Source organism: Billgrantia gudaonensis (assembly GCF_900100195.1).
Classification (GTDB): Bacteria; Pseudomonadota; Gammaproteobacteria; order Pseudomonadales; family Halomonadaceae; genus Halomonas; species Halomonas gudaonensis.
Window position 1 is genome coordinate 50387 of record NZ_FNES01000005.1, and the last position, 17312, is coordinate 67698.

Genomic DNA, 17312 nt, shown 5'->3' on the forward strand with positions numbered 1-17312 from the left:
CGTCCGCTCAGTCGTTGACCAGCTTGCAATCGCTCTCGGAGAGCGGACGATAGGCCTCTTCGGCAGGAATGGTGGCCAGGATCTCGTAGAGGTCCCATTCATGGGTGGAGTCGGCCGGCGACTTGACCTCGGCGAGGTACATGTCGTGGACCATGCGTCCATCCTCGCGGATACGCCCGTTGCGAGCGAAGAAGTCCTCGATGGGCTGCTCCATCATGTAACTGCGCACGGTCTGGGCATCGTCGCTGCCGGTGGCTTCGACGGCCTCGAGGTAGTGCATGGTGCTGGAGTAGATGCCTGCCTGGACCATGGTCGGCATACGGCCCACGCGCTCGTAGTAGCGCTCGGCCCACTCGCGGGATTCGTCGTCCATGTTCCAGTACCAGCCGGTGGTGAGCAGCAGTCCCTGGGTGGTTTCGAGCCCCATGGCGTAGACGTCGTTGAGGAACACCAGCAGGCCGGCGAGCTGTTGACCGCCCTGCACCAGGCCGAACTGGCTCGCGGTGTTGATGGCATTGACCGTATCGGCACCCGCGTTGGCCAGGCCGACGATCTTGGCACCGGAGCCCTGCGCCTGAAGGATGTAGGAAGAGAAGTCCTCGGTGGGGAAGGGATGGCGAATGCGGTCGACGATGGTGCCGCCGTTGTCGGTCACCACCTTCTCCACGTCGCTCTCCAGAGCGTGGCCGAAAGCGTAGTCGGCGGTGAGCATGAACCAGGTGTCACCGCCCTGGTCGACGACCGCCTTGGCCGTGCCGTTGGCCAGCGGGTAGGTGTCGTAGACCCAGTGGATGTGGTTGGGCGTGCAGTGCTCGTTGGTGATGCTGGACGCCGCCGAACCGGACACGATGCCCAGCTTGTCGTTGTCCTCGAGGACATTGGTCACGGCGATGGTCACCGACGAGGCCACCATGCCGGCCACCAGGTCGACGTTGTCCTGGTCGATCCACCCGCGCACGGTGTTGGCGCCCACGTCGGCACTATTGCGATCGTCGGCGCTCATCACTTCGATGGGCGCCCCGTCGACGCTGCCGCCGAAGTCCTCGATGGCCATCTCCAGCGCCTCGAGGCCGCCCGGGCCGGCCAGGTCGCGGTAGGTGCCGGACATGTCGGCCAGATACCCGATGCGGATCTCGCCGTCACTGATCTCGGCCTGGGCAGTGGCTGCCATCATGGAGGTGGCGGCGATGGCGATGCTGCTGGCGAGTGTCTTCTTGATGAAGGTCATTATCGTCTCCTCGGCCCCAGCGGGGCTGTTGTTGTTGTAGCTGACGTTGCGCAGCGATGGGTTTGGGTGGGTGGAAGCCTGGACGCCAGGCGTAGCGCTGGCGCGGCGGTTTAGCCGGGGGCGAGCCGCATTCATACCCCCAGCAGGGAATGCAGGTGCTCACGACGCGAGGGCAGCTCGGCTGCCGATATCTCCTCGATGATGCGGCCGTGCTCCATCACGTAGTGGCGGTCGGCCAGCGGCGCGGCGAAGCGGAAGTTCTGCTCCACCAGCACGATGGTCATGCCGCGCTCCTTGAGCTTGACCAGCACCTCGCCCAGCGCCTGGACGATGACCGGTGCCAGCCCCTCGGTGATCTCGTCGAGCAGCAGCAGTCGCGCGCCGGTGCGCAGGATGCGCGCCATGGCCAGCATTTGCTGCTCTCCGCCGGAGAGCCGGGTTCCCTGACTGCGCCGTCGTTCGTAGAGGTTGGGGAACATCGCGTAGATGTCATCGATGGACATTCCCCCGGAGCGCACCGTGGGCGGCAGCAGCAGGTTCTCCTCGACGTCGAGGCTGGCGAAGATGCCGCGTTCCTCCGGGCAGTAGCCGACCCCTAGCCGTGGAATGCGGTGTGGCTTGACGTCGAGCGTCTCGTTGCCGTTGATCATGATCGAGCCGGTACGCCGTCCCACCATGTTCATGATCGACTTGAGAGTGGTGCTGCGCCCGGCGCCATTGCGACCCAGCAGCGTCACCAGTTCGCCGCGTCTCACTTCGAAGTCGACGCCGTGCAGGATGTGCGATTCGCCGTAAAAGGCATGCAGGTCGCTGACCCTCAGCATTTCGGCGCCGTCGTGATCCCGGTAATGGGTCACACCGGTCTGTTCGGCGAGCTGATTCATGCCCCGGCCTCCTCTTCCGCGACTTCGCTGCCCATGTAGGCTTCCTTGACGCGCGGGTCGGAGGAGACGCTCTCGTAGTCTCCCTCGGCAAGCACGCTGCCACGGGCGAGCACGGTGATCCGATCGCACAGGCGGCTGACCACGCTGAGGTTGTGCTCCACCATCAGCACGGTGCGCCCCTTGGCCACGCGCCGGATCAGCTCGACGATGCGATCGACGTCCTCGGCCCCCATGCCCTGGGTCGGCTCGTCGAGCAGCATCAGCGTCGGCTCCATGGCCAGGGTGGTGGCCACCTCCAGTGCGCGCTTGCGCCCGTAGGGCATTTCCACGGTGAGCACGTCGGCGTAGTCACTCAGGCCGACTTCATCGAGCAGCGCCACGGCACGCTCATTGAGCGGCTCCAAGGAGCGTTCGGACTTCCAGAAATGAAAGGACGTCCCCATGGGACGCTGCAGGGCGACCCGAACGTTCTCCAATGCGGTCATGTGGCCGAACACCGCAGAAATCTGAAAGGAGCGAACCAGCCCCATGCGCGCGATCTCGTTGGCCTTCATGCCGGTGATGGCCTTGCCGCGGTAGAGGATCTCGCCGCGGGTCGGCGGCAGGAACTTGGTGAGCAGGTTGAAGACAGTGGTCTTGCCGGCTCCGTTGGGACCGATCAGGGCGTGGATGTGCCCCTCCTGAACCTGCAGGTTGACGTCGTCCACGGCCGTGAAACCGCGAAATTCCTTGGTCAACCCACGGGTTTCGAGTGCGAACTCCTGGGTCATGTGGCGTCCTCTCTGGACCGCCGCTGGCGATCCGCCGTTGCTGACGTTGTTGTCGTTGTAGAGAAGGCTCAGGACTCTCTAACCTTTACGTTAACGTAAGCTAGAGGACTCGCCTCTAGGGAGCAATAGCTGAATCGCCGAACTCGACCAATGGCGTAGACGCCTGACAGTTCAATAGCTTGCAAACAAAAACGCGACGCCGGCCGGGGCGTCGCGCTGGTCTACGGTAGGGGGCTGATCTGGAAAGGATTCGCCCGTCAGCACTCGATGGCATTGACGGCCAGGCCGCCGCGGGAGGTCTCCTTGTACTTGTCCTGCATGTCGCGCCCGGTGTCGCGCATGGTGCGAATCGCCTTGTCCAGCGAAACGAAGTGTTCTCCGTCGCCGCGCAGCGCCATCTGGGCAGCGTTGATCGCCTTGACCGAAGCGATGGCGTTGCGCTCGATGCAAGGGACCTGCACCAGCCCGCCCACCGGGTCGCAGGTCAGCCCCAGGTTGTGTTCCAGGCCGATCTCGGCGGCATTCTCCACCTGAGCGACACTGCCGCCCATGACCTCGGCGAGGCCTGCCGCGGCCATGGCGCAGGCCGACCCCACCTCACCCTGGCAGCCCACCTCGGCCCCCGAGATGGACGCATTCTTCTTGCACAGAATGCCCACGGCACCGGCGGTGAGCAGGAAATCCACCACGTCGCGCTCGCCGGCGCCGGGCCTGAACTTCATGTAGTAATGCAGCACGGCGGGGATGATGCCCGCCGCACCGTTGGTGGGAGCGGTGACCATCCGCCCGCCGGCGGCGTTCTCCTCGTTGACCGCCAGCGCAAAGACGTTGACCCAGTCCATGGCGGAGAAGGTGGAAGCGATCAGGCTGTCATCGTCTTCGGCCGCCAACAGGCGGCGGTGCAATGCGGCGGCGCGGCGGCGGACGTCGAGCCCACCGGGCAGCACGCCCTCCTGGCGCAACCCCTGCTCCACGCACGCTTGCATCGCCTCCCAGATCTCCCGGAGGCCGGCACGCACCTCCTCTTCGCTGCGCCAGGCCTTTTCGTTCTCGAGCATCAGTTCGCTGATGCGCAGCCCGTGCATGCGACACAGCGCCATCAGTTCCGCCGCCGTGTCGAAGTCGTAAGGCAGAATCGTGCCGTCGGTATCCAGCTCGCCGCGCGCCGCCTGATCCTCATCGACCACGAAACCGCCACCCACGGAGTAGTAGGTGTTGCGGAAGAGCTCATCGCTGTGGCCATGAGCGATCAGCGTCATGGCATTGGGATGGTAGGGCAGGCACTCCTCGTACCACTGCATGTCGCGCGCCCACAGAAAGGGAATCGCCAGCCGGCCGTCGAGCAACAGGGCATTGGATTCCAGGAGCTCCTCGATGCAGGGCGTGACGATGGCCGGATCGAGGGTGGCGGGGCGCTCGCCCATGAGCCCCATGATCACCGCACGATCGGTACCGTGGCCGGCCCCGGTGGCCGACAGCGATCCGTAGAGCCGCACCTCGACTCGGGCAACCCGCTCCAACTGCGCCCGCTCGTGCAGTGCCTGCACGAAATCATGGGCGGCCTTCATCGGACCCACGGTGTGCGAGCTGGAAGGGCCGATGCCGATCTTGAAGAGATCGAAAACGCTGATTGCCATGGGGATCACCTCTGTTCGCTCGTGAGAACCGAGCGTTCTTTATTGGTCGATGGCTTCATGACACGCCATTCATACATGAGCGAAACTAAAGCCTATTGCCATGTCACGGGGAATGATCCTATGTTGGTGGCCTATGGCACGACGAGCAAACGAAAATATCTTCCCTTCAGTATAGAATGACTAAAGCATGAGCCGACTCTTGCATGCCCAGACCCATGCCTGGCTGAAAGTCTTCGCCGTCAGTGCCCGGCTGCTCTCCTTCACGCGCGCCGCCGAGGAGCTGCACGTGACGACCGGCGCCGTCAGCCAGCAGATCAAGCAGTTGGAGGCGCGACTCGGCTTCAAGCTGTTCCGTCGCCTGCCGCGTCGCCTGGAGCTGACCGAGGAGGGGCGTCGACTGGCTGCCGTGGTCGACGAGGCCTACCAGTCGGTGGGGATGGAGATTAAGCGCCTGCGCAGCGGCGTGATGAGCGGCATTCTGCGCCTGCGCAGCGTGCCGGCCTTCCTCAGCCTGTGGCTGATGCCGCGCCTGCCGCGCCTGCAGGCCCGCTTTCCGGACATCGAACTGCAGGTGATCGCCGAGGACAGCAGCCTGTCGCTGCGTGAAGGCGAGTTCGACCTGGCCGTGGACCTCGGCGACGGCCACTACCCTGGACTGGCCTGCACGCCACTGATGGAGGAGGTGATCTTTCCCGTCTGCGCCCCGGCACTGCTGCGCCGCCGCCCCCCGCTGTCGCGTCCCGCGGACCTGGCCTGGTACCCACTGCTCCACGACGTCACCGCCTGGCGTGGCAGTCAGCCGTATGCCCAGTGGGAACACTATCTGCAGGCCGTGGGTGCCGAGCCGCTCAACGTTCGCCGCGGCTATACCTTCAACCGACACCGCCTGGCCCAGGAGGCAGCCGTCGCCGGCATGGGCGTGGCCATCGCCCGCCAGGCCCTGCTCACCGACGAACTCAGTACCGGCGCATTGATCGCCCCCTTCAGCGAGCGAGTCTCCACCGGCAAGCGCTATGGCATCGTCTATCCGACCGGCTCTCTGGACGATCGTCGCGTGGCCGCCGTGCACGACTGGATCGTCGAAGAAGTGGCCCGCAGCGACAATGCCGCCCCCCTCCCCATGGGCTAACTTCCCAGAGGGGACTACAATAGGCCGCGACGATTCCTCGATGAAAGGTATTCCCATGCCAACAGCGCCCAATGGCCAAGGCTGGCCGATCCGGTTCGGCGCCGTCTGTCTGCGTGCCGCCCTGTACATCCTGCTCATAGCCGGCCTCGCTCAAGGGGCCTACCTCGAAGCGTTTCACCTGGAAGCGGTACGCTTCTCCGAACGCGGCTTCACCGAGCTGGCTCAGACCGCCCTGCTCGCCACGGCCACGCTACTGCTGCTGGATACCTGGATGCGGCTACGCGCCCTCCCCGAAGTCACCCTGCTGTTGCTGGCCTTCGTGGCCAGCTCGCTGATTCGCGAGCAGGATGTGCACCTGGATGCCCATGTCTTCGACGGCGCCTGGCAGTTGCTGGTGAGTCTGGTGGTACTGCCCACGTTGTATTGGGTGATTCGACACCGCCGGCGCTTCCTCGAGCAGTTCGCCCACTTCTCCAACACCTTCGCGTTCGGCCTGTTCGCCGCCGGGGTGCTGACGACCTACGTCTTTTCCCGGCTCTACGGCCGCGCCGACTTCTGGATGGCGGTACTCCAGGAGTACTATGTTCGCGATTTCAAGAGTGCCGCGGAGGAGGTCGTCGAGCTGTTGGGCTACGGCTTGATCCTGATCGCGGTGATCGAATTCGCGCTGCTGGCCCGACGCTGGCATCGAGCGCAGCGCGCGACGTGATCGCAAACGACGGCGCCCGCAGCCAGAGACTGCGGGCGCCGTCGTCGGTATGCGCGAGCGGCGTACGACTATTCGTCGAGGAAGGAACGCAGCGGCTCGGAACGGCTGGGGTGGCGCAGCTTGCGCAACGCCTTGGCCTCGATCTGACGGATGCGCTCGCGGGTGACATCGAACTGCTTGCCGACCTCCTCGAGGGTGTGGTCGGTGTTCATGTCGATGCCGAAGCGCATGCGCAGCACCTTGGCCTCCCGGGCAGTGAGGCCGCCCAGGACGTTGCGGGTCGCTTCGATCAGCCCTTCGCCGGTCGCCGAATCGAGGGGCAGAATCATGGTACCGTCCTCGATGAAGTCCCCCAGGTGCGAATCGTCGTCGTCGCCGATGGGCGTCTCCATGGAGATCGGCTCCTTGGCGATCTTGAGCACCTTGCGCACCTTGTCCTCGGGCATCTCGAGACGCTCGCCGAGCTCTTCCGGGGTCGGCTCGCGGCCCATCTCCTGCAGCATCTGCCGCGACACGCGATTGAGCTTGTTGATGGTCTCGATCATGTGCACCGGGATGCGAATGGTGCGCGCCTGATCGGCAATCGAGCGAGTGATCGCCTGACGGATCCACCAGGTGGCATACGTCGAGAACTTGTAACCACGACGATATTCGAACTTGTCCACCGCCTTCATCAGGCCGATGTTGCCCTCCTGGATCAGATCCAGGAACTGCAGGCCGCGGTTGGTGTACTTCTTGGCGATGGAGATCACCAACCGCAGGTTGGCCTCGACCATCTCCTTCTTGGCTCGGCGCGCCTTGGCCTCGCCGATGGAGAGTCGACGGTTGACCTCCTTGAGCTCCGGCACCGCCAGCTGCACCATCTCCTCCTCGAAGGCGATGCGCCGCTGCGACCGCAGGATGTCGCCGCGCAGTGCCTCGAGCCGATCCGCGTACTTGGCGTGATTGGCGATGAAGTCATCCAGCCAATCCTGACGGGATTCGTTGCCCGGAAACGCCTTGATGAAGGTCTTGCGCGGCACCTTGGCCTGCTTGACGAACAGCTGCATCAGGGCCTTCTCCTGGGCCCGCACCTGCTCGACGCTGATCCGCACCTGCCCAACCAGGCGCTCGAAGTGCTTGGGCACCAGCTTGATCGGCGAGAAGAGCTCGGCCAGCCGTGCCAGCTCGGCCCGCGCCTCGGCGGAAGCCCGGCCGTGCGCGGCGATGGCTGCCTGGGCCCGGGCGTTCTGCTCGCGAATCTGCTCGAAACGCGCTCGCGCCTCTTCCGGGTCGGGGCCACCTTCGTTGCTGCTGGTGTCGTCGTCCTCTTCGTCGGCGTCGTCGCCCTCGCCGTTCTCGTCGAGCTCCGCTTGAGGCAAGGGTTCGGGAACCTCGGCCTCGGCCACGCCGGGTATGCCCTCATCGGGATCGATGAAGCCGGAAAACAGATCGGACAGCCGCCCCGGCGCTTCCTCGTCCTGGGTGGCATCGTAGGCGACGAGGATCGAATCCACCGCACCCGGCAGCCAGGCCAGCGCAGACATGACCTCTCGGGTTCCCTCCTCGATGCGCTTGGCGATTTCGATCTCACCCTCGCGGGTGAGAAGCTCCACGGTGCCCATCTCGCGCATGTACATACGCACCGGGTCGGTGGTGCGACCCACGTCGCTCTCCACCGCCGCCAGCGCGGCCACGGCCTCTTCCGCCGCCGACTCGTCGGTGGAGTGATCGGACATCATCAAGGTATCTTCATCGGGAGCTTCCTCGACGACGCTGATACCCATGTCGTTGATCATGCCGATGATGTCTTCCACCTGATCGGGGTCGGCAATATCCTCGGGAAGGTGGTCGTTGACCTCGGCATAGGTCAGGAAGCCCTGTTCCTTGCCGCGCGCGATCAACTCCTTCAGACGCGACTGTTGCTGCGCATTTCCAGCCATAGAAACCCTATCTCGACGAAGAAGAATGAAGCACCTGAAGCGCTGGGCGGAGAAAAGTCATCAAGCCGAACAGTATAACGGGAAAGCCCGGTGTCCCGCCAGTTCGGCCATTTGCTCGTCATCTCAGGTGTGTTAGTTTGTTCGGTTGAGCTGGCGCTGGGTAATTACCCTCTATTTGGTGATGGTAGGAGAATTTTCAACCCCCCTGCCAACACCTTGCCCGTCGGCTAGGCTTTCAACTCCTGCAGCAGCATCGCCAACCGCTCTCTAGCCTCACGCGGCAGGCGCTCGCCTTGACGTTCCCTGGCCAACAGCGCCTCGTACTCCTCGCGTGGCGACTGGCGCCGACGATGCCGACGCAGATGCGCAACCAACCCATCGAGCTCGGCTCGGCGCGCCTCGCGGGGAATCAGCAGCTCGCGCCGCACCAGCGCCGTCAACCGTTGGCCCGCCTCGCTGCCGTGAAAGTGCGCCAGCAGAACCTGTGAGCTGCGGTAACGCCCGGCTCGCAGCAGGCGTACCACCTCGCGGCAAAGCGCTGCATCCTGCGTCGCCCCCTCGGGCAGCCATTCGGCATCGTCTGGCAGGCGCTCCACCAGTCCAGGCTCGTGCACCAGCAATTGAAGGATCCTCGCCAGAGGCTCCAGTGCCGTCTCGCCCGCCGCATGCGAACGGGACGGCGATCCATGATGCGCCATCGCCTCTGCCGGCGGCTCGGGCGCCGTCGTCTTCGGCTCGGCGCGGTCCATGAGCGCCGTGAAGCGTGATTCATCGACCCCGGTGCGCCGCGAGAGTTCGCCGAGCAGCAGCGTCCGAAGAACGCCCTCCGGCAATTTGCCGATGACGCCCAGCACCTGGCTGGCATAGCGCTCGCGGTCCTCGATACGAGCCAGGTCGCGACCCCGCGCCGCTTGATCGAAGAGAAACTCCGACAGCGGGCTGGCACAGGTGATGCGATCCGTGAAGGCTTCGCATCCCTCACGACGTACCAGGCTGTCCGGATCCTCCCCCTCGGGCAGGAACAGGAAGCGTGCCTGGCGACCGTCGATCATCAGCGGCAGCACCGTCTCGAGGGCCCGCGCCGCCGCCTGGCGGCCGGCACGGTCGCCGTCGAAACAGAACACCACCTCGTCGACGACCCGAAACAGCCGCGCCAGGTGTTCCTCGCTGGTGGCGGTGCCCAACGTCGCCACGGCATTGCGAATGCCGAACTGCGCCAGCGCCACCACGTCCATGTAACCTTCGACGATCAGCAGCCGCTCCAGGCGGGCATTGGCCTGGCGCGCCTCGTACAGGCCGTAGAGCTCACGCCCCTTGTGAAACACCGGCGTTTCCGGCGAATTCAGATACTTCGGCTTGGCATCGCCGAGCACGCGACCGCCAAAGGCGATGGTCCGGCCGCGCACGTCGCGAATGGGGAACATCACCCGATCACGAAAGCGATCATAGGTGCGTCCACTCTCCTCGCGGTGTACCAGCAGGCCGTACTCCACCTGCACCGATTCGGGAATGCCGCGCTCGGCGAGGTGCCGCTTGAGCCCCTCCCAACCGTCGGGAGCATAACCAATGCCGAAATCGGCCAGCACCTCGCTCGACAGCCCGCGGTTCGACAGGTACTCCCGCGCCACCTGCGCCTCGGGCATCTTCAACCGCTCGCGGAAGTAGCTCGCCGCCAGCTCGAGCAGATTGACCCCTTCCTTGCGCTTGCGCTCCCGGATCTGAGCCTGGGGGTCGTCACTCCCCTCCCGCGGCACCTCCAGGCCCAGACGCCCCGCCAGCCGTTCCACGGCCTCGGGAAACGACAGGCGGTCGTATTCCATCAGAAAGCGCACGGCATTGCCGTGGGCACCGCAACCGAAACAGTGGTAGAACTGCTTGTCGGCACTGACGGTGAACGAGGGCGTCTTCTCCTGATGGAAGGGACACAGCCCCGAATGATTGCGACCGGTTTTCTTGAGTGCCACGCGCTCGCCAACCACCTCGACCACGTCGACACGGGCCAGCAGATCGTCGATGAAGCGCTGAGGAATCGGACCGGCCATGGAGGTATCGCCACGTCAGAATGGGAATGACGGCCGCGGGGCGACGGAATCAGGGCAGCCGACAGGAACAGTGGAAAAACAAGCGGCCACCCACTGGCGGCCGCTTGCTCGTCCTTCCGAAGCGGTCGGCGCAGCACGCCGCAGCCGCTCCACAGTACGGATCAATAGAGCCGTTCGAAACGCTTGCGCTCACGCTGAAGCTTCTTGGCGTGACGCTTGACCGCGGCGGCCGCCTTGCGCTTGCGCTCTGCAGTCGGCTTCTCGTAGTGCTCGCGACGGCGAACCTCGGACAGAATGCCGGCTTTTTCACAGGAACGCTTGAAGCGACGCAGGGCGACGTCAAACGGCTCGTTATCACGTACTTTGACAGAAGGCATTAAGCACTCACCTACCTTAAGGAATCTCGAGTTCGGTTTGTACGCACACCCTCCACGAACGTTTCCCTGCGTGCACCTTACCCATGACGTTGGGCAGCGATGCGCCGCCATCGTTCATGACGACCGCGGCATGATGGAAACGCCCCCTGGATGCACGACCCAGTGTTGCAGCGCACGATATTCTAGTCGTCGGCCGCGCGCTTTGCAAATGCCCCACCGTGAAACGCAGCCCGGGCTTGACGTCGCCAGGAGGGCACGCCTCCAAGTCGATCGGCGCCCGACCGGCGCGGAGACACCCGGCGACACGCAACAACGCCCGCCGCTCGTCGACCTCCTGCACGTGAGTCACTCGGGCCAGTGGCTGAAAGAAACAGCGATGCGGGGCCGCGGTGTCCCATTCACCCGCGAGTCTCCCGGAAGCCAGCGCCGGGGCGATTTGCTAGAATGCCCTCCTCACCCCAGCGCGAGAGCGTTCCATGCGAGTCCTCGGGATCGAAACCTCCTGCGACGAGACCGGCGTCGCCGTCTATGACACCCAGCGCGGCCTCACCGCCGATGCCCTTTACAGCCAGGTCGCCATGCATGCCGAGTACGGCGGCGTGGTGCCGGAACTCGCCTCTCGGGACCATACCCGGCGGCTGCTGCCGCTGATCCAGCAGGTGCTCGACGAGGCCCGTCTGACGCGAAGCCAGATCGACGCCATCGCCTACACTGCCGGCCCCGGCCTGGTGGGCGCCCTGATGGTGGGCGCCAGCACCGCACACGGCATGGCCCGCGCACTGGGTATTCCGGTGCTCGGCGTGCACCACATGGAAGGCCACCTGCTGGCACCGATGCTGGAACCGGAATCGCCTGACTTTCCCTTCGTCGCCCTGCTGGTTTCCGGCGGACACACCCAGCTCGTCGCGGTGGAAGGGCTGGGTCGCTACCGACTGCTCGGCGAATCGGTGGACGACGCTGCGGGAGAGGCCTTCGACAAGGCCGCCAAGATGCTGGGCCTGGACTACCCCGGCGGGCCGCAGGTGGCGAAGCTGGCCGCGGCGGGAGATCCGTCGCGCTGGCGCTTCCCGCGCCCGATGACCGATCGCCCGGGCCTGGATTTCAGCTTCTCGGGGCTCAAGACGCACACGCTCACGGCGATTCGCCAACTCGAGGCGGCCGGAGCACTCGACGACCAGGCTCGTGCCGACGTGGCGCGCGCCTTCGAGGAAGCCGTGGTCGACACGCTGGCGATCAAATGTCGCCGCGCGCTGGACGACACCGGCCTCAAGCGACTGGTGGTGGCCGGCGGCGTCAGCGCCAACGTGAGGCTACGCGAACGTCTCGCGACGGCATGCACGAAGCGTGGTGCCCGCGTTTACTACCCCCGTGGGCGTTTCTGCACCGACAACGGCGCCATGATCGCCTATGTGGGTGCGCAGCGCCTGATGGCCGGCGAGCGCGACGAGCCCGGTCTGATGCAGGCGGTGCCGCGCTGGCCGTTGGACTCCCTGCGGGAGCCGTAAGCCGTAAGCCGTAAGCCATGAAGATGCCTCTGCGCTGACCAGTGGCAACGGTTTTCTCTTACAGCTTATAGCTTACCGCTCCGGGCGAAGCCCGGGTTGGCTCATAAACCCGGCTCCTCGCCATGGCGCAGGCGGCGAATGTTGAGCAGGTGACGCACCAGCACCAGCAAGGTGAAGGCGATCACCACCAGGACGTAGTCGGGCGCCAGCCACAGGCTCGCTACGGGTGCCAGGCAGGCGCTGGCCAGCGAGGCCACTGCCGCGGTACGCAACCGGCGAGCCGCCAACAGCCACAGCAAGGCACAGGCCAGCGCCACTCCGGGCATGAGCACCAGCATAACCCCGAAGGCGCTGGCCACGCCCTTTCCGCCGCGAAAGCGATGCCATACCGGATAGCTGTGTCCGAGCAGAACGGCCAGCCCCACGAGACCCTGCGCCCAGGGCGGAAAACCGAGCGCCATGGCCAGCCACAGCGCCGGCATGCCCTTGACGGCATCCACCACCAGCGTGGCCAGCGCCAAGCGCCGGCCATGCAGGCGCAGGACGTTGGAAAAGCCCGGATTGCCGGAACCGGAGTGAAACGGGCTCTCCACGCCAGCCAACCGGCACACGCTGAGCGCTCCCAGCCAGGAGCCACTGAGGTAGCCCAGCGCCACCATCCACGGCAACTGCCACTCGACCGCTGTCACTCGGTTTCGCTCCTTTCTGCCGCCTGTCGGCGTTGCCCGATCGTCACGGGACAGCCGCATCATGTCGCAGTCGATCAGCGTTGAGTCCGATAGGCCGCGGGTCCTCGCATCATTCTGCCACCCACCTTGCACCGGGAACAGCGGACGACTGTCATCCCTCCCATGGCTCACGTACAATCGGCGGCCAATCCTAGCCCAGCCCCGGAACGCTCAGAATGGACCGTGTACTGATCGAGTCGCTCGGCGTGGATACCGTGATCGGAGTCTACGACTGGGAGCGCCGCATCACCCAGCGCCTGCTGCTCGACCTGGAGCTCGCCACCGACATCCGGCTGGCAGCGGCGAACGACGACCTGAACCAGACCCTGGACTACGCCGCCATCAGCGATCGCTGCACGCGCTTCGCCACCGACCACGCCTTCCTGCTGGTGGAAACCTTCGCCGAGCGCCTCGCCGAAATGCTGCGCGACGAATTCGCCGTCGCCTGGCTGCGCCTGACCGTACGCAAGCCCGGCGCAGTGCCCAGCGCGCACGCCGTGGGCATACGCATCGAGCGCGGTACCCTCGTGGAGAGCAACGCATGCGACTGATCAGCGTCAGCCTGGGCAGCAACATCGACCGCGAACGCCACCTGCGCGGTTGCCTGGACGCCCTGGCCGAGACCTTCGGACCACTCGGGGTATCCCGGGTCTTCGAAAGCGAGCCGGTGGGCTTCGAGGATGGCCGCAACTTCTACAACCTGGTGGTGATCTTCGACAGCGACTGGCGCGTGGGCCAACTCCAGGCCTGGTGCAAACGGCTGGAAACCGCTCATGGACGCCACCCGAACAGCCCCAAGTTCAGCCCCCGAACCCTGGATATCGACCTGCTCACCGTCGGCGACCTCACCGGGGTGAACGACGGCGTCGAATTGCCTCGCGACGAAATCCTGCGCCATGCCTTCGTTCTCCAGCCGCTGGCCGAACTGCTGCCGGATGGAAGACACCCCGGCCTCGGGCTCACCTACGCCGAACTATGGAGGGACTTCGAGCCGAACGGCCAGCGCCTGTGGCCGGTGTCCTTCACCTGGGCCGGCCGACAGCTCTCTCCCACCTCATGAGCCGCTTCACCGGCACCGGCCGTAGGCGAGAATCGGGCTCATGCCGTGCCGAGCGCTTCGGCCAGCCTGACGCGGCGCTCCCGCGCCAGTGCCTCCCCCAGAGCGGCCCCTCGGTACCCTGCCTCCAACAGCGGTTGCGGCGTCACCTGCCGGGCCGCAGCCCAGCCGCGCGCCACGGCCGCCGCATGCGGCGGTGCCTCGCGTTGCAACAGGCCCACCAGAGGCGCCACCCGTTCAGGGCGCCGCCAGGCGTCGATGGCATCCAGCCACCGCTGCACGCCGTTGGCATCGAGCGCGCTGGCCTGCCACAGCCAGCGTGTCAGCGCGGCTTGGCGGGCCAGATCGCGGTAGGCCCGCGGCTGGCGCAGCCGCTCGGCGATGGCTTCACGCGTCTCATCGTCGAGATGCTCCACCAGCCGCGCCCAGCGCCAGCGCCGCCGTTCGTTGGCCTCGAGCATGGCGGGCAGCCGGTCGAGCCGGTCCAGCGCCGTATCCAGCTGCCGCTCATTGCCGGCCAGCTCCGGCAGCAACGCCGCCAATGCCCCACAGTCGTGCAATGCCCGGAAGTAGGCAGCCGACGTCGGCTCGGACAGGGCCTTCTCGGTTTCCGCCCACACGCGCTCGGCCACCAGATGCCCGATCTCGCCACTGCTGGCCAGCTGCCGCATCAGCGCCCGGGTCTCGTCGGCGATGGTGAAGCCGAGGTGAGCATAACGGGCCAGGAAGCGCGCCGTACGCAGCACGCGTAGCGGATCCTCGACGAAAGCCGGCGAGACATGCCGCAGGGTTCGAGCACGCAGATCGGCGAGTCCGCCGTAGGGGTCGACGAGCCTTCCCGCCGGCGTTTCGGCCATGGCGTTGATGGTCAGGTCGCGCCGCGCCAGATCCTCCTCCAGCGTCACGTCTGGACTGGCGTGCACGGTGAACCCGGTATAGCCGTGACCCGACTTGCGCTCGGTACGCGCCAGGGCGTACTCCTCATGGGTCTCGGGATGCAGGAAGACCGGAAAATCGCGCCCCACTGGCTTGAAGCCGCGTCGCTCCATGGTCTCGGGCGTGGCCCCCACCACCACCCAGTCGGTGTCGTTCACCGGCCAGCCGAGGTAGGCGTCACGCACCGCCCCGCCCACGCGATAGACGTCGAGTCCTTCGATGACGGGATCGCCCATGCCGGTCATGCCTCCCCCTCAGCGTCGTTGCCGGCTGGGCACGCTCGTGCGCTCGCCGCTGTCCAGGTTCAGGGCGGTGAGACTCGCCCCCCACACGCAACCGGTGTCCAACGCTTCGGCCCGCACCCGCCGTCCCGCCGTCTTGCCCTGCAGAGCCGCCCAGTGACCGAAGATCAAGCGCACCTCGTCGTCGCGCGGGAACTGGAACCAGGGAGCGAAACCGGGCGGTGCGCTGTCGAGCCCTTCCTTGGCGGTGAAGTCCAGGCACCCCTCGGCGTCGATGAAGCGCATGCGGGTGAAGACGTTGACGATGACGCGCAGACGGTCGAGCCCTGCCAGCTCATCGTGCCAGCAGCGCGGCGTATTGCCGTACATCGCTTCGAGGAAAGCACCGGAGCGCTCGCCGGCGAGCCGCGTCTGCACCTCCCGAGCCAACCGCTCGGCCTGCTCCACCGACCACTGCGGCAGCAGCCCGGCGTGGGTCATGACATCGTCCCCCCGGCGCACCAGCAGCGGCTGGCTCTGCAGCCAGTCGAGCAGCGCTTCACGATCCGGAGCCTCGAGAATCGACGCCAGGGTATCCTTGCGGTTGAGCGAAGCGCCCCCGCGGGCCACCGCCAGCAGGTGCAGGTCGTGATTGCCGAGTACCGTGACGGCCGCCTCGCCCAGAGCCCGCACCTCACGCAGACAGGCCAGAGAGCCGGGGCCGCGATTGACCAGGTCGCCGACCAGCCATAGCCGGTCGCGACTGGGATCGAAGGCGAGCCGTTCGAGCAGTTCGACGAATTCGGCATGGCAACCCTGCAGATCCCCGATGGCATAGGTGGTCATGGCATCTCCTCGTCCAGTGATTCAATGCACCTGGTTGGGCCCGGCCAGCCGAAACGGTGCAATGGGCACATCGAAAGGCCGCTGGCTGACCGTGTCCACGCAGGTGTACTCACCCTCCATCACGCCCACCGGGGCATCGAGGATGGCACGACTGGTATAGCGGAAGGTCTGCCCTGGGCCGATCATCGGCTGCTGGCCGACCACGCCCTTGCCACGCACTTCCTGTACCTGGCCGCTACCCTGGGTGATCTTCCAGTGACGCGCCAGCAACTGCAGACTGCGGGCGGAGTGGTTGTGGATCGTCACGGTATAGCTGAAGACGTAACGGGCTTCGGCACAGGACGACTCCTCGGCGCGGTAGGCCGGTTCCACGTCGATGCGAATGGCGTGCAGCGGCGGCATCGCAGGCGCTTCGCTCATGATCCCCTCTCCTCGGCCGTCGCCAGGTGGTTGGCGATACGCACGAATTCTTCCACGGTCAGGGTCTGCGGTCGGCGGACGGGATCGATGCCCAGCCCTTCCAGCGCCTCGCCGTCGACGCGCCCTTTGAGATTGTTGCGCAGCGTCTTGCGCCGCTGGCCGAAGGCCTGGCGTACCACGTCGAAGAGCAGCGCCTCGTCGCGCGCCGGAAACGGTAGCGTGGCGTGGGGAGTGAGGCGCACGATGGCCGAATCGACCCCGGGGCGCGGCACGAAGGCCTCAGGCGGCACCGTGAACAGCGCCTCGACCCGGCAGCAATACTGGGCCATGACCGACAGCCGCCCCCAGTCGGCGCCGCCGGGCTCGGCGGCGAGTCGCTCCACGACTTCCTTCTGCAGCATGAAGTGCATGTCGGCGATGGCATCGCCCGCCTCGAGCAGGTGGGCAATCAGCGGGGTGGAGATATTGTAGGGCAGGTTGCCCACCACGCGCAGCGCCTCGCCATCGCCGCGCAGTTCGCGGAAATCGAACGTCAGCGCATCGGCTTCGTGGACGACGAAGTTCGGGTGATCGAAGAACTGCACGCGAAGCCCCGGCACCAGGTCGCGATCGAGTTCGATCGCCTCTAGGCGGCCACCGGCTGCCTCGAGCAGCGGCTCGGTCAAGGCACCCTGGCCGGGGCCGATCTCGATCATGCGCTCGCCGGGACGCGGGGCGATGGCGCGCACGATGCGCGCAATGATACCGGGGTCGCGCAGGAAGTTCTGGCCGAAGCGCTTGCGGGCGCGAGGGGCCGGCGGGCGGGATACCATTCAGGATCGTCCTTCTATCGGTATGTCTTCGAACAATCGCCTCGCCGCCGAGGCGGGGCTTTCCGTCGACAGGCCCCGTGCGGCCGAGC

Annotated in this window: 17 protein-coding genes; 5 read left to right on the forward strand and 12 right to left on the reverse strand. The window is 65.9% G+C overall.

Annotated elements, in window-relative coordinates; translation table 11 throughout:
* Window positions 1-7: 7 nt before the first annotated feature.
* The 4 genes from BLP96_RS07755 to BLP96_RS07770 form a co-directional block, all read right to left on the reverse strand.
* Window positions 8-1228: an ABC transporter substrate-binding protein gene (locus BLP96_RS07755; protein ID WP_089684818.1), complete on the reverse strand. Its 1221-nt coding sequence runs from the start codon at window positions 1226-1228 to the stop codon at window positions 8-10.
* A 131-nt stretch (window positions 1229-1359) separates the two neighbouring features.
* Complete coding sequence (locus tag BLP96_RS07760) at window positions 1360-2112, reverse strand: ABC transporter ATP-binding protein (protein WP_245682197.1); 753 nt, start codon at window positions 2110-2112, stop codon at window positions 1360-1362.
* Window positions 2109-2882 carry an ABC transporter ATP-binding protein gene (locus tag BLP96_RS07765; protein WP_089684820.1) on the reverse strand — a complete coding sequence of 258 codons (774 nt, stop codon included), beginning with the start codon at window positions 2880-2882 and terminating at the stop codon, window positions 2109-2111. Before BLP96_RS07765 ends, BLP96_RS07760 begins: the two co-directional genes overlap by 4 nt.
* 257 nt (window positions 2883-3139) lie before the next feature.
* On the reverse strand, window positions 3140-4519 hold the full coding sequence (locus BLP96_RS07770) for an L-serine ammonia-lyase (protein WP_089684822.1): 1380 nt from the start codon (window positions 4517-4519) through the stop codon (window positions 3140-3142).
* Between the two features lie 187 nt (window positions 4520-4706).
* Here BLP96_RS07770 and BLP96_RS07775 point away from each other — a divergent pair, with 187 nt between their 5' ends.
* Complete coding sequence (locus tag BLP96_RS07775; protein ID WP_089684824.1) at window positions 4707-5648, forward strand: LysR substrate-binding domain-containing protein; 942 nt, start codon at window positions 4707-4709, stop codon at window positions 5646-5648.
* A 55-nt stretch (window positions 5649-5703) separates the two neighbouring features.
* Entirely contained in the window at window positions 5704-6357 is a 654-nt protein-coding gene (locus BLP96_RS07780; protein WP_089684826.1) for a hypothetical protein, read from the forward strand.
* Between the two features lie 68 nt (window positions 6358-6425).
* On the opposite strand, the gene rpoD is transcribed toward BLP96_RS07780, so the two are convergent.
* The 3 genes from rpoD to rpsU form a co-directional block, all read right to left on the reverse strand.
* Window positions 6426-8279 (reverse strand): RNA polymerase sigma factor RpoD, encoded by a 1854-nt coding sequence (gene rpoD, locus BLP96_RS07785; protein WP_089684828.1) that lies wholly within the window; start codon window positions 8277-8279, stop codon window positions 6426-6428.
* A 227-nt stretch (window positions 8280-8506) separates the two neighbouring features.
* Complete coding sequence (gene dnaG / locus BLP96_RS07790; RefSeq protein WP_089684829.1) at window positions 8507-10321, reverse strand: DNA primase; 1815 nt, start codon at window positions 10319-10321, stop codon at window positions 8507-8509.
* Window positions 10322-10482: 161 nt separating this feature from the next.
* Window positions 10483-10698: a 30S ribosomal protein S21 gene (gene rpsU / locus BLP96_RS07795; RefSeq protein WP_010629611.1), complete on the reverse strand. Its 216-nt coding sequence runs from the start codon at window positions 10696-10698 to the stop codon at window positions 10483-10485.
* Between the two features lie 476 nt (window positions 10699-11174).
* On the opposite strand from rpsU, the gene tsaD reads away from it, so the two are divergent.
* Entirely contained in the window at window positions 11175-12203 is a 1029-nt protein-coding gene (tsaD, locus tag BLP96_RS07800) for a tRNA (adenosine(37)-N6)-threonylcarbamoyltransferase complex transferase subunit TsaD (protein WP_089684831.1), read from the forward strand.
* 101 nt (window positions 12204-12304) lie between these two features.
* Here the strand turns inward: tsaD and plsY are convergent, their stop codons facing one another.
* Window positions 12305-12862 carry a glycerol-3-phosphate 1-O-acyltransferase PlsY gene (plsY, locus tag BLP96_RS07805; protein WP_422666813.1) on the reverse strand — a complete coding sequence of 186 codons (558 nt, stop codon included), beginning with the start codon at window positions 12860-12862 and terminating at the stop codon, window positions 12305-12307.
* Between the two features lie 245 nt (window positions 12863-13107).
* Here plsY and folB point away from each other — a divergent pair, with 245 nt between their 5' ends.
* Both folB and folK read left to right on the forward strand, forming a co-directional pair.
* A complete protein-coding gene (folB, locus tag BLP96_RS07810; RefSeq protein ID WP_089684833.1) occupies window positions 13108-13482 on the forward strand; it encodes a dihydroneopterin aldolase in 375 nt (124 codons plus the stop codon).
* Window positions 13473-13991 (forward strand): 2-amino-4-hydroxy-6-hydroxymethyldihydropteridine diphosphokinase, encoded by a 519-nt coding sequence (gene folK, locus BLP96_RS07815; protein WP_089684835.1) that lies wholly within the window; start codon window positions 13473-13475, stop codon window positions 13989-13991. The genes folB and folK overlap by 10 nt, the downstream gene beginning before the upstream one ends.
* Window positions 13992-14029: 38 nt before the next feature.
* Here the strand turns inward: folK and BLP96_RS07820 are convergent, their stop codons facing one another.
* The 4 genes from BLP96_RS07820 to rsmA are packed head-to-tail and all read right to left on the reverse strand — an operon-like array spanning window position 14030 to window position 17223.
* Complete coding sequence (locus tag BLP96_RS07820) at window positions 14030-15160, reverse strand: tRNA nucleotidyltransferase/poly(A) polymerase-related protein (RefSeq protein ID WP_245682198.1); 1131 nt, start codon at window positions 15158-15160, stop codon at window positions 14030-14032.
* 18 nt (window positions 15161-15178) lie between these two features.
* Window positions 15179-15991: a symmetrical bis(5'-nucleosyl)-tetraphosphatase gene (locus BLP96_RS07825; protein WP_089684839.1), complete on the reverse strand. Its 813-nt coding sequence runs from the start codon at window positions 15989-15991 to the stop codon at window positions 15179-15181.
* 21 nt (window positions 15992-16012) lie between these two features.
* Entirely contained in the window at window positions 16013-16393 is a 381-nt protein-coding gene (apaG, locus tag BLP96_RS07830) for a Co2+/Mg2+ efflux protein ApaG (RefSeq protein WP_089685155.1), read from the reverse strand.
* Between the two features lie 14 nt (window positions 16394-16407).
* On the reverse strand, window positions 16408-17223 hold the full coding sequence (gene rsmA / locus BLP96_RS07835) for a 16S rRNA (adenine(1518)-N(6)/adenine(1519)-N(6))-dimethyltransferase RsmA (RefSeq protein ID WP_089684841.1): 816 nt from the start codon (window positions 17221-17223) through the stop codon (window positions 16408-16410).
* Window positions 17224-17312: the final 89 nt, after the last annotated feature.

Bases quoted from the DNA above. Each gene is read 5' to 3' on its own strand.
- BLP96_RS07755 (WP_089684818.1), bottom strand. From the start codon at position 1,228: ATGACCTTCATCAAGAAGACACTCGCCAGCAGCATCGCCATCGCCGCC.
- BLP96_RS07760 (WP_245682197.1), bottom strand. From the start codon at position 2,112: ATGAATCAGCTCGCCGAACAGACCGGTGTGACCCATTACCGGGATCAC.
- BLP96_RS07765 (WP_089684820.1), bottom strand. From the start codon at position 2,882: ATGACCCAGGAGTTCGCACTCGAAACCCGTGGGTTGACCAAGGAATTT.
- BLP96_RS07770 (WP_089684822.1), bottom strand. From the start codon at position 4,519: ATGGCAATCAGCGTTTTCGATCTCTTCAAGATCGGCATCGGCCCTTCC.
- BLP96_RS07775 (WP_089684824.1), top strand. From the start codon at position 4,707: ATGAGCCGACTCTTGCATGCCCAGACCCATGCCTGGCTGAAAGTCTTC.
- BLP96_RS07780 (WP_089684826.1), top strand. From the start codon at position 5,704: ATGCCAACAGCGCCCAATGGCCAAGGCTGGCCGATCCGGTTCGGCGCC.
- rpoD (WP_089684828.1), bottom strand. From the start codon at position 8,279: ATGGCTGGAAATGCGCAGCAACAGTCGCGTCTGAAGGAGTTGATCGCG.
- dnaG (WP_089684829.1), bottom strand. From the start codon at position 10,321: ATGGCCGGTCCGATTCCTCAGCGCTTCATCGACGATCTGCTGGCCCGT.
- rpsU (WP_010629611.1), bottom strand. From the start codon at position 10,698: ATGCCTTCTGTCAAAGTACGTGATAACGAGCCGTTTGACGTCGCCCTG.
- tsaD (WP_089684831.1), top strand. From the start codon at position 11,175: ATGCGAGTCCTCGGGATCGAAACCTCCTGCGACGAGACCGGCGTCGCC.
- plsY (WP_422666813.1), bottom strand. From the start codon at position 12,862: ATGGTGGCGCTGGGCTACCTCAGTGGCTCCTGGCTGGGAGCGCTCAGC.
- folB (WP_089684833.1), top strand. From the start codon at position 13,108: ATGGACCGTGTACTGATCGAGTCGCTCGGCGTGGATACCGTGATCGGA.
- folK (WP_089684835.1), top strand. From the start codon at position 13,473: ATGCGACTGATCAGCGTCAGCCTGGGCAGCAACATCGACCGCGAACGC.
- BLP96_RS07820 (WP_245682198.1), bottom strand. From the start codon at position 15,160: ATGGGCGATCCCGTCATCGAAGGACTCGACGTCTATCGCGTGGGCGGG.
- BLP96_RS07825 (WP_089684839.1), bottom strand. From the start codon at position 15,991: ATGACCACCTATGCCATCGGGGATCTGCAGGGTTGCCATGCCGAATTC.
- apaG (WP_089685155.1), bottom strand. From the start codon at position 16,393: ATGCCGCCGCTGCACGCCATTCGCATCGACGTGGAACCGGCCTACCGC.
- rsmA (WP_089684841.1), bottom strand. From the start codon at position 17,223: ATGGTATCCCGCCCGCCGGCCCCTCGCGCCCGCAAGCGCTTCGGCCAG.